The organism is Intrasporangium chromatireducens Q5-1, from assembly GCF_000576575.1.
GTDB lineage: Bacteria > Actinomycetota > Actinomycetes > Actinomycetales > Dermatophilaceae > Intrasporangium_A > Intrasporangium_A chromatireducens.
In genome coordinates this window covers 21,618-34,602 of record NZ_AWQS01000022.1, presented here as the reverse complement: position 1 = coordinate 34,602, position 12,985 = coordinate 21,618, and the positions used below count along the sequence as shown (strand labels likewise).

The window sequence follows — 12,985 nt, the reverse complement described above, 5'->3', positions numbered from 1 at the left end:
TGCCGGCGCGCTCGGCCGAGCGGCTGCCTCGGCCCTGGCCGGCGCGGACGGCGCGCTCTTGGCCGTCTTCCGGGCGGCTGGCTTCCCGCTGGCCGCAGCGTGCTCCTGCGGGAACGTCTCCTTGATCTTGCGGACTACGGGGGGCTCGATGGTCGACGACGCCGACCGGACGAACTCTCCCTGGCTCTTGAGGTGTGCGAGCAGAACCTTGCTCTCGACTCCGAGCTCCTTGGCGAGCTCGTAGACTCGGACCTTGGCCACATTTCTCCTGTCTCGGCCCGACCGACAGGAGTGGTCGAACCGTCGTTACAACTGGGGCTTGCTCATCGCTGAGTACTCATCGGGTGCTCATCGCGTTTCAACCCGCCTCATGTGCGTTTGACCGTTCTTCTGACGTGATGGTCGGCGCGAGTGCGACGACCGCGTGCTGCGGGTGGGCCCCGACGTGGTGGGCGACGGCGTGGAGGTCGACCGCGGCCTGCAGGCGCAGGGCACGACCGAACGCCTTCCGGCGCACCGCCAGCTCGAAGCACTCGGGTGTCGGGTGCAACCACGCACCCCGCCCGGGCATCCGATGTCCCGGGTCGGGGCGGAGGATGATCGGCCCATCGAGGGGTCTCTCGTCCTTCGCCTGATCCGCGACGACTCGCAGCAGTGCCGACCAGCTATCCGTGCGTCGACATCCCACACAGGTGCGGGACGGCTCAGCGCGGAGTCCAGACCGGTCGGCCACAGACAAGTCTACCGCGTGTGGGGTCGTGCTCGCTGACCGGCTGGTGCGACGGTGTGGCGCTCGCCGTGTCACTCGTGCTCGGTGTCCGGCCGGATGTCGATGCGCCAGCCGGTGAGCTTCGCGGCGAGACGGGCGTTCTGCCCCTCCTTGCCGATCGCCAGGCTGAGCTGGTAGTCGGGGACCGTGACGCGGGCCGTGCGCGCGACCGGGTCGACGATCTCGACGGCCTGGACCCGGGCGGGGCTGAGCGCCGCGGCGACGAAGCGCGCGGGGTCGTCGGAGTAGTCGACGATGTCGATCTTCTCCCCACGCAGCTCGGTCATGACAGCCCGCACGCGGGCACCCATGGGCCCGATGCAGGCGCCCTTGGCGTTGACTCCCGGGATCGTGGAGCGGACGGCGATCTTCGTGCGGTGGCCGGCCTCCCGTGCGAGGGCGGCGATCTCCACCGTGCCATCCGCGATCTCCGGGACCTCGAACCGGAACAGCTGCCGGACGAGGTTGGGGTGGGTGCGAGACAGCCCGACCTGCGGCCCCTTGGGGCCGCGCTTCACGCTGACGACGTAGCAGCGCACTCGCTCGCCGTGGGTGTACCTCTCCCCCGGCACCTGCTCGGCGAGCGGGAGGAGCCCCTCGACCGCGCCGAAGTCGACGTGCACGTTGCGGGGGTCCTGGCTCTGCTGGACGACGCCCGAGATGACATCGCCCTCCCGGCCCTTGAAGTCGCCGAGCACCGCCTCGTCCTCGAGGTCGCGCAGGCGCTGCACGATGACCTGGCGGGCGGTCGATGCGGCGATCCGGCCGAACCCCTCGGGGGTGTCGTCGAACTCGGGGCCCGGCTCGCCGCGCTCCGGGCGCTCGCCCTCCTCCGCGGGCAACAGCTCGCCCTCTTCGCGTGCCCACACCGTGACGTGCCCGGACTTGCGGTCCAGCTCGACCCGCGCGATCCGGTAGCTGCCATCGGTGCGGTGGTAGGCCACGAGCAGCGCCTGCTCGATCGCGGGAATGAGCACCTCGAGGCTGATGTCGCGCTCGCGTTCGAGGGCTCTCAGCGCAGCCAGGTCGATGTCCATCAGCTCTCCTCCTCCGCATCCGACGAGTCGTCCGATGCCTCTGGTTCGTCGTGGTCGCTCCGCGTGAACTCGACCTGGACGGTGCCCTTGCGGACGTCGCCGAGGTCGACGGAGACGGAGTGCTCCGGGGACTTCTTGGCTGCAGGCACCTCGAGGGTCAGGGTGTCGGCGCCCACGGCAACGAGGCGCCCGGTGACCTCCCCACCGGCGTGCTCGACCGTGATGAGACGGCCGACGTTGCGTCGGAACTGGTCACGAGTGGTGAGCGGGCGTCCCACCCCGGGCGAGGACACCTCCAGGACGTATGGCGCGTCACCCAGCGCCGCGGACGCGTCCAGCGCGTCACTCACCGCATGGGTCGCCTCGGCGACCCGGTCGAGGGAGAGCGGCTCGACGACGCTGCTCGTGTCCGCGACGGCGATGCCGCGAACGTCGGTGTCGACGAGCACCCGCACGACGCGCCGCTTGCCCGCGGGAGACACGGTGACGTCCTCGATCACGAGGCCGAGGGGTGCGATGACCGGCTCGAGCGACTCCCTCACCTGATCGGCCGCACTCATGTGACCCTGCCTCCTGCTCTTCTCGAATGAGTGCCCGTGGGCACGTGTGAGCACAACTCTAGGGGAACCCGTGCCGTCCCTGCCCCGCGAGCGGGGCATGCCATGATCTGGCCATGGATTCGGGCGGCACGGCGGGAGTCGGGCCGTGCCACTCCCGGGAGCGGGAACCCGTCGGGGTGCCGCGCCGCGCCGTGCTCACCGGCGTGGTTGCCTCGCTGGGCCTGCTGGCCGGTTGCGGCGTGCGGCTCGACCTGCCGCAGCCCCCACCGCCGGTGCCCACGCGGGAGAAGGTCGCGGACGAGGACCTGCTCGTCGGCTTCGTCCGGGACGTCCGGGTCCTCGTCGCGCAGGCGCAGGCACTCCCGGCTGCGGAAGCCGCGCACGCCGCGGTGCGGGACGCGGTCCGGGTCCTCCGGGAGCAGGACGTCGTCCTGACCGGACGGCTGACCAACGCCGGCGTCCCGACGGCCGTGATCAACACCGCCCCCGTGTCGGGCGCGACGGCGAGCACCACCGCGGCGCCCGACGCCGCCACCGGACCGGGACGTTTGGGAGCCGTGCTGGCCGAGCTGCCGACCGGGCGGTGGGAGTCACTGGCCGGGTCGCACACCGACACCCGCCTCATCCTGCTGTCCGCCACGTCCGCTCGACTCGCCGCCGCTGTCCGGCTCGGCGCAGCCGTGGCGCCCCAGGGCCAGAGCCCTCAGGCGGTCCACGCCGCCCTCCTCGAGCGCACCGCGCCCCTCGTCTACGGCTTCGAGGTGGTGGCCGCCCAGTCGACGGGAGCGGCCCGCACGGCCGCCCTGACGACGCTCGATGCGCTTCACGCCCTCCTCGACGACGTCGGTCCCGGCCTGCCGGGCCGGGCCCTGCCCGGTGGCTGGCAGCTGCCGTATGCCGTGACGACGCCCCAGGCGGCGGCGCGGCTCGCGAGGGACCTGCTGAGGCGCGCCATCGGCGCGACGCCACAGCTGGTGGCCCTCGCCCGGTCCGCGACGGGGCTCGAGGACGTGGCCGCGTGGAGTGCCCGCGTCCAGGCGCTCGGCCCGGCGCACGGCATACCTCTCACCGCGTTCCCCGGCACCAGCGGAGGGCCACGTTCGTGATCCACCTCATCCCCGCGCACTTCGTGCAGCGGGTCAGCAGCTACCCGGCCGACGGGTACGTCTCGGGTGAGGACTGGGTCGACGACCTGCCGCGCCTGCTCGCCGACCTGCTCGCGGAGTGGGAGCTGGAGCCCATCGGTCAGGCCATGACCGGCGTCTGCTCGATCGCGTTGCCGGTCCGGCTGCTCGGCTCGCACCGCGAACTGGCCGGCGTCAGCGAGGAGGCGGTCCTCAAGGTCAGCTGGCCGCACCCGGAGGCGGCGACCGAGGCCCTCGCGCTGCAGGTCTGGAACGGCCACGGCGCGGTCCGGCTCTACCGGGCGGACCCCACCCGCTTCGCGATGCTCCTCGAGCACCTGCACCACCGCGACCTGCACCGCGTCGACGTCGACACCGCCTGCGAGGTCATCGGTGGCCTGCTCGGCACGCTCCGGCGCCCGCCCCATCCCCGGCTGCCTCGCCTCGTCGACTATGCCGAGCGCCAGGCCGTCGAGCTGCGGGCGGCACCACCCGTCATGCCACGGCGCTACCTCGACCAGGCCGCGGCGCTCGCCCGTGAGCTCGTCACGCGTCCCCCCGTCGAGGATCGGCTGCTCCACACCGACCTGCACTACGGCAACGTGCTCGGCGCCTACCGAGCGCCTTGGCTCGTGATCGACCCGAAGCCGATGGCCGGCGACCCGGCCTTCGAGGTCGCACCGTCGCTGTGGAACCGGGCGGACGAGCTGGGGACCGGCTCGGAGATCCGGTGGGCACTGCGGCGCCGACTCGAGATCATCTGCGAGCGCGCCGGCATCGACGAGGGCCGGGCTCGGGCCTGGACGATCGTGCGGGAAGCCGACAACGCGGTGGAGGCGGCGCAGGACCCGGACGGGCACGACCGGGTGAGCCTGGCGGTGATGATCATCAAGGCCATGAACGACTGAGCCAAGGCGTGAGGACCCGAGCGACGAAGGAGCGAGGCCGGGGTGAGCGCCAGCCGCGTAGCGTGGCGGCATGGCCAACCGTCTGAAGGACGCCACGTCGCCCTACCTGCGCCAGCATGCCGACAACCCTGTGCACTGGCAGGAGTGGGACGAGGCCGCCTTCGCCGAAGCCCGCGACCGCAACGTCCCGATCCTGCTCAGCGTGGGCTACGCCGCCTGTCACTGGTGCCACGTCATGGCGCACGAGTCGTTCGAGGACGAGGACGTCGCGGCCCTGCTGAACGACCGGTTCGTCTCGATCAAGGTGGACCGCGAGGAGCGACCCGACGTCGATGTGGTCTACATGGCCGCGACCACGGCGACGACGGGCAGCGGCGGCTGGCCGATGACCTGCTTCCTCACGCCTGAGGGCGAGCCCTTCTTCTGCGGCACCTACTTCCCGCGCCAGCAGTTCGTGCGGCTGCTCGCCGCGATCGACGATGCGTGGCGCGCTCGGGAGGCCGAGGTGAGGGCGAGCGGCACCCACATCGCGACCGCTCTGGCGCAGGCAAGCAGCGCGCCAGAGACGGCACACATCGGCGAGGAGGTCCTCGCCACCGCCGTGGCGCGGCTCGCGACGAGCTTCGACGACGCCAACGGCGGGTTCGGCGGCGCGCCGAAGTTCCCGCCCTCGATGGTGCTCGAGTTCCTCCTGCGGCACCACGCCAGGACCGGCGCTGCGATGGCGCTCGACATGGCAGCTCGGACCCTCGAGGCGATGGCGCGCGGAGGCATCTACGACCAGCTCGGCGGGGGCTTCGCCCGCTACTCCGTCGACGCCTCCTGGGTCGTGCCCCACTTCGAGAAGATGCTCTATGACAACGCCCTCCTGCTGCGGGTCTACCTGCACTGGTGGAAGGCGACCGGCTCCGCCATTGCCCTCCGCGTGGTCGAGCAGACTGCCGAGTTCCTGCTGCGGGACCTGCGCACCGGGGAGGGTGGGTTCGCAGCCTCGCTCGATGCCGACACGGAGGGCCGCGAGGGCCTGACCTACGTGTGGACACCGGACCAGCTCGCGGAGGCACTCGGCGAGGAGGACGGGCGCGCGGTCGCGGCGGTCCTCGGGGTGACGCCGGAGGGCACCTTCGAGCACGGCACGTCGACGCTGCAGCTGCCCCAAGACCCAGCGGACGCCGAGTGGTTCTCCGGGATCCGGAGCCGGCTCCTCCGGGACCGCGGCCACCGACCCCAGCCGCCACGGGACGACAAGGTCGTCACGTCGTGGAACGGCCTCGCGATCGCCGCTCTCGCCGAGGCCGGCGCCACCCTCGACCGACCCGACTGGGTGCGCGCCGCGCGGCAGGGTGCCGACCTCGTCCTGGGCACGCATCTGCTCGACGGGCGGCTGCGACGCTCGTCCCTCGCGGGCCGGGTGAGCACAGCCGAGGCGGTGGCCGACGACTACGGCAACCTCGCAGAAGGGCTGCTCGCCCTGCACCAGGCCACCGGTGACGCCCGCTACCTGCGCAGCTCGGGCGAGCTGCTGGACCAGGCACTGGAGCGCTTCGGCGATGACGACGGCGGGTTCCACGACACCGCCTCGGACGCCGAACAGCTCTATCTGCGGCCAAGGTCCGGCTCGGACAACGCGGAGCCGTCGGGGCAGTCAGCCCTGGCCGGCGCGCTCGTGACCTTCGGGGCGCTGACCGGCAGCGCCTCGCATCTCGAGGCGGGCCGCCGCGCCGTCGACGCGGCCGGTGCACTCGCCGCCCGCGATCCCAGGTTCGCCGGGTGGAGCCTCGCGGTCGCCGAGGCCCTCGCCGCCGGTCCGCTCGAGGTGGCGGTGGTCGGTGCCGATGAGGTCGCCGCCGAGATGCTCTCCGTGGTGCGGGCCTCGACGAGTCCTGGTCTCGTCCTCGCGGCCGGTGGCCCCGACAGCCCAGACGTCCCGCTCCTCGAGGGCCGGCCGCTCGTCCGGGGCTGCTCCGCGGCGTACGTCTGCCGCGGCTTCGTCTGTGACGCCCCCGTGACCGAGGTCGAGGACCTGCGCCGCCTCCTGGGCCGCGACTGACCACCGCGCCGCGCGCTTCAGCGCGTCAGAGCCGGAAGAACGTGTAGCCCGGGGCGGAGCGCTGGAACGCCTCCTGCGTCGCGGCGCTCCCGACGAAGAGTGCGGTCGCCCAGATGTCGGCCCACACGAGGGTCGGGCCGATCACGGTGACCGAGCCGGACCGGCCCACCATCTGTCCCGAGGCGGGGTCGTAGAGGTGCGCCCCCCGGGCCGCCGTGCCCGAGGTGGCCACGGCGCCGTGGGTCAGCTCCACGGTGCGCGCGATCACCGTGCGGTCACGCGGGTCCTCGATGCCCACGGTCCACCGGATCGCGCCATCGCCCTCCTGGGGTAGCTCCGGGTGCGCTCCGACGACGAGGTCGCCACCGGCATTGATGCAGAACGACGTGTCCGGCAGCTGCGCCAGCGCGGCTGCCGCCCGGTCGACGGCCCAGCCCTTGACCAGGCCGGTCGGGTCAAAGGCGAACTCGCCCCCGCCCACGGGCAGCAGCGTGGTGAACGCCCCGTGGGTGACGCGCTGCGCCTCCTCGCCGAGCCGCCACGCCTCCCGGACGAGCGGGCTGCACCCGCCGAGGGTCACCTCCTCCCGACGCAGCCGCATGACGTCCGAGTCGGGCCGGTACGTGGAGAAGACGCGGTCCATCTCGCGCAGCGAGGCGTAGGCCGCTGACACCGCCTCCGCAGCGTCGGGGCCGTGCACGTCGGCGCCCTTGAGGTGGACGCTGATCGGCATCCCCATGATGTGCTCCACCCAGCCCCGCCGCGCCGGCGGCCGGTGGGCAGAAACGGCCCCGAGACTCATGCCGCGCTCCTCACAGGTTCGCCTTGTCGATGGCCGACTGGAGCGACTGCGTGTAGCCGTCCCACGTGTAGGTGGCACCCGACACGACGTCGATCTGCGCCGACTGGGACTGAACCGCCTCGTCGTTGTAGATCGGCACGGCCTGCGAGTTGATCACCTGGTCGTGCCGGTCCTGCCACGGGATCTGGGTGACATCGGCGGCGGTGATCTTGCCATTGGTCACCGTGATCTGGACCTGGACATTGCCGTAGCGGGTCATGATCGCGTCGCCCGTGACCGTTCGGGTCCCCGTGGCACCACCAGGGGAACCACCCGTCGAACCACTCGACGCTCCATCCGAGGTGCCCGCCGCCGACGGGGAGGAGCCGCCGCTGGCGGGCACCGTCGGGACCGCGAGCCGCCGGCTCTCGGCCGACACCGCCGTCGCGTTCCGGGACGTGGGATAGCTCAGCAGCAGGACGAGCACGGTCAGCGTGCTCATCGCCCAGTAGACAATGCGTCTCATCGGTGTTCCTGTCGAGGGAGGTGTCGAGGGGTGGGGATCGGGCCGGACGACGCTGTCCGGTGCTCCGTCGGGTCCGGCGACTGCCGGATCGTCGGGCCGGGGGTCAGTAGGCGAACTGCTCGGTGTGGACCGCCGCGTCGGGCACGCCACAGTCGCGTGCCGCCGCCACGACGGCATCCATCCAGGGGGTCGGTCCGCAGACGTAGACGTCGCGCTCGGCGATGTCGGGCACGAGGTGGCGCAGTGCCGTCGCGTCGGCCCACAGCGAGTACTGCTCGGGCAGCCAGCTGGTGCGGTCCTTGATCCGGGGCCCGGCCAGGACGTAGTGCCGGGCGCCGCGCGAGCGGGCCAGGTCCTCGAGCTCGGCCCCCAGCACGTCCTCGCCGGAGCGGACCCGCTGGATCAGCACCGTGCGGTCCCGGCCCGCCGGCAGGGACTCGAGCAGGGCCCGCAGCGGAGTGATGCCGATTCCCGCCCCGATGAGCACGGCTCGCTCGCTCGTCGCGACGCCTTCGTGCAGCCGGCCGTACGGCCCCTCGATGGCGACCGGCACCCCGGGACGCAGCCGGGTCAACCGGTCCGTGGAGTCGCCGACGACGCGGGCGGTGATCCGCAGCGCCCGCCCGTCGGGGGCCGCGGACAGCGAGTAGGGGTTCGCGCGGGTCCAGCCCTGCCCGTCGAGGAAGCGCCACTGAAAGAACTGGCCGGCGCGCACCGGCAGCCGGTGCATGTCGCGGCCCACGACGTGGACCGACACCACCCCGGGAGCCTCGTGCACGACGCGGCCCACGACGAGCCGGTGGCGGCGGGTGCGGATGAGCGGGAGGAGCACGCGGAAGACGACGACGGCGGCGAGCACAGCGGCATACAGGCCCCACCAGAAGACCGTTGAGACGGTGCTCGCACGGAAGTCTGTGCCCGTCCAGAGCTGGTGCGGCAGGGCCAGGCCCGCCCCGAGGTACGCGTAGAGGTGCAGCAGGTGCCACGACTCGTAACGCAGCCGGCGCCGCGCGCGGCGCACCGACGTCACGACGACCATGAGCAGCGCCACGGTCCCGGCGAGGGCCAGCAGCATGCCCCCGGAGTGCAGCACCTGGTCGAGGAACGTGCCGACGACCCCGAGCGTGGTGCCGTCGGCATAGCCGAGGGTGGTCAGGCCGATGTGGGCCAGCATCAACCAGATCGAGGTGAACCCGACGACCCGGTGGACGCGGGCCAGCTCGTCCTGCCCCCACGCCTGCTCGACCACGGGGATGCGCGCCATCAGGGCCACCTGGATGAGCAGGAGCACCGAGGCGAGCAGGCCAGCCAGCCGGCCCAGGCTGGTCAGGCCATTCCCCCAGCCCGCGAGGTCGGTGAGGCCGCCCTCGTGGACCCAGAGGGCGACGACGAACAGCACCACGGCCCAGCCGGTGGCACCGGAGAGGTCGCGCCACCACAGCGGGGTCGGCCCACCACGCACTCCCCGCGGGGCCTTGCCGGGCAGCGTCCGCGGAGACAGCGTCGGGCTCGTCATGACGATGAGCATCGGGGCGTCACCTGTCCGTCGGCTGTGAAGAGATCCGGGCGCGCGTGTGAGCAGTTCCCCAGCGTGTTCTCAGCAGAAGTGGGTAGGTATGGCGCAGGACCGCGGCACGAGGTACGCCGCGGCCATCATCTGAATGGGGCGGCACATGGTGGACAGGACCGATTCCAGGTCGCTGAGGCAGTTGGTCAACGAGCTCGCACGCGTCGAGGAGGGCATTCGCCGCACCCGCGCGATGATGGGCTCGATCGAGGCGGAGCGCGACGAGGGGCTGCGGGCGCTCATCGCCCGACGGGACGAGCTGGCCCGGCTGGTCGGCGTGCGTCGGGCCTCGGCCCACGTGACCAAGCGCCGCGTCGCCGTCTAGCTTCGACCTGGTTCCGACCTGGCTTGGAACGCGGCCGGACGTCAGGCCCACCAGCCGACGAGGCTTCCCGAGATCTTGACGACGAACGCCGTCACGATCAGGACGAAGACGGCACGGACGAATCCGCTCCCCTTCGCCACGGCGGTCCGCGCACCGGTGTAGCCACCGAGCAGGTTTGCCGCCGCGATGACCAGGCCGACCTTGACCATGACCAGGCCCATCGGGGCGAAGAGGGTCAGCGCGCCGAGGTTCGTCGCGAAGTTCGCGATCTTCGCCGTCGCGCTCGCCTGGAGGAAGGCATAGCCGAGCAGCCCGACGAGGGCGAAGACGAGGAACGAGCCGGTCCCCGGCCCGAGCGCGCCGTCGTAGACGCCGATGACGAAGCCGGTCGCCATCGCGAGGACGGTGTGCCTCGGCCCGTGGAAGCGGCGGATGGACTCGCGCCCGAGGTCGGGCTTGAGCAGCGTGTAGGTGCCGACGACGACGAGCAGCACGAGGATGATCGGGTTGAACATCGACTTCGGGATGTGCAGGCCGATCAGCGCACCTCCGATGGACCCGGCGTACGCCACGGCGGCCATCGGCAGCGCCGTGCGCAGGTCAGGCTGCACCCGGCGGTAGTACGTGACCGAGCTCGTCGCCGTGCCGAAGATCGAGCCGAACTTGTTCGTCGCGAGCAGCTGTGCCGGGCTCGCGCCGGGCAGGCCGATGAGCAGCGCGGGCAGCTGGATGAGCCCGCCGCCGCCGACGACGGCGTCGATCCAACCGGCCGCGAAGGCTGCGAGCGCGAGGAACAGCAGCGTCGTGACGGTGGGGTCAGCCATCACCGGGCGGCGTTCCACGCGGCGACGATGCCCGCGATGTCGCTGAGCTCGTGCGCGACCGCGTCGGGTGTCGCCTCGTGCGAGACCTGCTGCTCGACCGGGATCCGCGAGTGCGGGATCCAGATGGCGCGCATGCCGACCTGCTGAGGACCGTGCACGTCCTCGTAGGACCGGTCCCCCACGTAGACGCACTCCTCCGGCGCGACCCCGATCGTCTCGGCCGCGTGCCGGAAGATCTCCGCCTGCGGCTTCACCCACGGGGTCTCGCTCGAGTACACGTCCGCGTCGATGAGGTGGAGCACGCCGTCCCGCTCGAACACCGACCGGTGGTAGTCGCGGTCCCAGATCGTGTTGGACAGCACCCCGATCCGCAGTCCGGCGGCTCGCAGCTGCCCCCACAGCGGCGCGACCGCGGGGTGGGTCAGGGTGTGCGGCTCCCAGAAGGCGCGGTATGCCGCGGTGCCGGCCTCCGTCAGCGCGTGGCCGGCCGCGAGCCCGCAGGACTCGAGGATCTCGTGCAGCCGGGCGCTCCCGCCGTGCGAGCGGCCACGCTGCCACGCCACGTCCTCAGCGGCATACAGCCTCGCGGCCAGGTCGTCACGGGCACACGCGAGCGTCCCGACGCCGTCGGCGAACGCGGTCCACTGCGCGCGCAGGTCGACCTCGTGCCACGGCGTGATCGTGCCGCCCCAGTCGAAGATGACGGCGCGCACCGGCGCGCCGGCACCGTCGGTCACGCGCGGCCGACCTCGGCCAGGACCTCGGCGACCGCTCCCTCGACCGGCACCTCACGGCGCTCACCGGTGCGCCGGTCCTTGATCTCCACGACACCGCTGGCGAGCCCCTTGCCCACGACGAGGATGGTCGGGACACCGACGAGCTCGGAGTCCTTGAACTTCACGCCCGGGCTGACCCCCTTGCGGTCGTCGACGATGCAGGTCAGGCCCCGCACCTCGAGGTCGGCGGCGAGTTGCTCGGCGGCGGCGAGGACCTGCTCGTCCTTGCCGGCCGCGACGACGTGCACGTCCGCAGGTGCGAGCTCGCGGGGCCAGATGATGCCAGCCCCGTCGTGGTTGCCCTCCACGACGCAGGCGACCGCGCGCGAGACGCCGACGCCGTAGGAGCCCATCGTGACCGTGACGAGCTTGCCGTTCTGGTCGAGGACCTTCAGGTCGAGCGCCTCGGCGTACTTGGTGCCGAGCTGGAAGACGTGGCCCATCTCGATGCCGCGAGCGCTCTCCAGGACGCCGTCACACGCGGGGCAGGGGTCACCGGCCCGCACCTCGGCCGCCTCGATCGTCCCGTCGGCGGCGAAGTCACGCCCCGCGACGAGGTCGACGACGTGGCGTCCGGGCTCGTTGGCCCCGGTGACCCAGCGGGTGCCCTCGGCGACGCGCGGGTCGAGCAGGTAGCGGATGCCTGTCGTCCCCTCGAGCCCGAGCGCGCCGGGGCCGATGTAGCCCTTGACCAGCCCCGGGTGCGCCTGGAAGTCGGCGGCCTCGAAGGCGGCCACCTCGGCCGGAGACACCTGCGCCTCGAGCCGCTTCTCGTCGACCTCGCGGTCACCCGGGACGCCGATCGCGAGGGGCTCGCGGGTGCCGTCCGGGTGGACGAGCATGACGACGACGTTCTTGAGGGTGTCGGCCGCCGTCCACGGCCGGTCGCCCCGCGGGAAGCGGTCGTTGAGGTCGTCGACGAGGGTCTCGATGGTGGGGGTGTCGGGGGTGTCCTCGACATGCGCGGCGGGGGCGTCCTCGAGCGGCACAGGTGCGGGGGCCGGCACGCGGACGGCCTCGACGTTCGCGGCATACTCGCAGCTCGTGCAGCGCACGTAGGTGTCCTCGCCGACCTCGGCGGTCGCGAGGAACTCCTCGCTGCGCGAGCCGCCCATCGCGCCGGACATCGCCTGGACGATGACATAGTCGAAGCCGAGCCGGTCGAAGATCCGCACGTAGGCGTCGCGGTGCGCCTGGTAGCTCTTCTCGAGCCCGGCCTCGTGGATGTCGAAGCTGTAGGAGTCCTTCATGACGAACTCGCGGCCGCGCAGCACCCCGGCCCGGGGTCGCGCCTCGTCGCGGTACTTCGTCTGGATCTGGTAGAGGCTGACCGGCAGGTCCTTGTAGGAGCTGAAGAGGTCCTTGACCGTGAGGGTGAACAGCTCCTCGTGGGTGGGGCCGAGCAGGTAGTCGGCGCCCTTGCGGTCCTTGAGGCGGAACAGGTTGTCGCCGTACTCGGTCCACCGGTTCGTCGCCTCGTACGGCTCCCGCGGCAGCAGCGCCGGGAAGATCAGCTCCTGGGCGCCGATGGCGTCCATCTCCTCGCGGACGACTCGCTCGACGTTGCGCAGCACGCGCAGCCCGAGCGGCAGCCAGGCGTAGATGCCCGGGCTGACCCGCCGGACGTAGCCGGCGCGGACGAGGAGCCGGTGGCTCGGGACCTCGGCGTCCGCCGGATCCTCGCGCAGGGTGCGTAGGAACAGGGACGACATGTGCAGGGCCACCGGGACTCCTTCAA

14 protein-coding genes are annotated in these 12,985 nt (G+C 72.2%); 4 read left to right on the top strand and 10 right to left on the bottom strand.

All coding sequences use genetic code 11. From position 1 onward, the window contains the following. From N864_RS25930 to N864_RS04850, 4 genes are all read right to left on the bottom strand, one after another. On the bottom strand, positions 1–261 hold a 261-nt coding region (locus N864_RS25930; RefSeq protein WP_034714125.1), incomplete at its 3' end, for a translation initiation factor IF-2 N-terminal domain-containing protein. A 97-nt stretch (positions 262–358) separates the two neighbouring features. Next, on the bottom strand, positions 359–688 hold the full coding sequence (locus tag N864_RS04860; protein ID WP_240474211.1) for a YlxR family protein: 330 nt from the start codon (positions 686–688) through the stop codon (positions 359–361). A gap of 113 nt (positions 689–801) precedes the next feature. Beyond that, positions 802–1,806 (bottom strand): transcription termination factor NusA, encoded by a 1,005-nt coding sequence (gene nusA / locus N864_RS04855; RefSeq protein ID WP_034714123.1) that lies wholly within the window; start codon positions 1,804–1,806, stop codon positions 802–804. Further along, positions 1,806–2,366: a ribosome maturation factor RimP gene (locus N864_RS04850; RefSeq protein WP_034714121.1), complete on the bottom strand. Its 561-nt coding sequence runs from the start codon at positions 2,364–2,366 to the stop codon at positions 1,806–1,808. Before N864_RS04850 ends, nusA begins: the two co-directional genes overlap by 1 nt. Before the next feature lie 113 nt (positions 2,367–2,479). Between N864_RS04850 and N864_RS04845 the strand changes: the two genes are divergently transcribed. The 3 genes from N864_RS04845 (at position 2,480) to N864_RS04835 (ending at position 6,448) form a co-directional block, all read left to right on the top strand. Next, the gene (locus N864_RS04845; RefSeq protein ID WP_034714119.1) at positions 2,480–3,472 is read left to right on the top strand and encodes a hypothetical protein; all 993 of its coding nucleotides are present in this window, start codon (positions 2,480–2,482) and stop codon (positions 3,470–3,472) included. Then, positions 3,469–4,398 carry an aminoglycoside phosphotransferase family protein gene (locus tag N864_RS04840; RefSeq protein ID WP_034714117.1) on the top strand — a complete coding sequence of 310 codons (930 nt, stop codon included), beginning with the start codon at positions 3,469–3,471 and terminating at the stop codon, positions 4,396–4,398. Before N864_RS04845 ends, N864_RS04840 begins: the two co-directional genes overlap by 4 nt. A gap of 70 nt (positions 4,399–4,468) precedes the next feature. Further along, entirely contained in the window at positions 4,469–6,448 is a 1,980-nt protein-coding gene (locus N864_RS04835) for a thioredoxin domain-containing protein (protein WP_034714115.1), read from the top strand. A 25-nt stretch (positions 6,449–6,473) separates the two neighbouring features. On the opposite strand, the gene N864_RS04830 is transcribed toward N864_RS04835, so the two are convergent. From N864_RS04830 to N864_RS04820, 3 genes are all read right to left on the bottom strand, one after another. Continuing rightward, a complete protein-coding gene (locus N864_RS04830) occupies positions 6,474–7,250 on the bottom strand; it encodes an FAD:protein FMN transferase (RefSeq protein WP_034714113.1) in 777 nt (258 codons plus the stop codon). 10 nt (positions 7,251–7,260) lie between these two features. Next, the gene (locus N864_RS04825; RefSeq protein WP_034714112.1) at positions 7,261–7,755 is read right to left on the bottom strand and encodes an FMN-binding protein; all 495 of its coding nucleotides are present in this window, start codon (positions 7,753–7,755) and stop codon (positions 7,261–7,263) included. Between the two features lie 103 nt (positions 7,756–7,858). Next, entirely contained in the window at positions 7,859–9,271 is a 1,413-nt protein-coding gene (locus N864_RS04820; protein ID WP_034714130.1) for a ferredoxin reductase family protein, read from the bottom strand. Positions 9,272–9,428: 157 nt separating this feature from the next. Between N864_RS04820 and N864_RS04815 the strand changes: the two genes are divergently transcribed. Beyond that, positions 9,429–9,647: a hypothetical protein gene (locus N864_RS04815; RefSeq protein WP_155892812.1), complete on the top strand. Its 219-nt coding sequence runs from the start codon at positions 9,429–9,431 to the stop codon at positions 9,645–9,647. A gap of 41 nt (positions 9,648–9,688) precedes the next feature. Here N864_RS04815 and N864_RS04810 read toward each other — a convergent pair whose 3' ends face one another. Genes N864_RS04810 through N864_RS04800 form a run of 3 tightly spaced genes read right to left on the bottom strand, consistent with a single transcriptional unit; the run spans position 9,689 to position 12,971 of the window. Beyond that, positions 9,689–10,471, bottom strand: coding sequence for a TSUP family transporter (locus N864_RS04810; RefSeq protein ID WP_034714129.1), 783 nt, complete (start codon positions 10,469–10,471; stop codon positions 9,689–9,691). Further along, complete coding sequence (locus N864_RS04805) at positions 10,471–11,208, bottom strand: HAD family hydrolase (RefSeq protein WP_034714108.1); 738 nt, start codon at positions 11,206–11,208, stop codon at positions 10,471–10,473. Before N864_RS04805 ends, N864_RS04810 begins: the two co-directional genes overlap by 1 nt. Then, positions 11,205–12,971 (bottom strand): proline--tRNA ligase, encoded by a 1,767-nt coding sequence (locus tag N864_RS04800; RefSeq protein ID WP_034714105.1) that lies wholly within the window; start codon positions 12,969–12,971, stop codon positions 11,205–11,207. Before N864_RS04800 ends, N864_RS04805 begins: the two co-directional genes overlap by 4 nt. Positions 12,972–12,985: the final 14 nt, after the last annotated feature.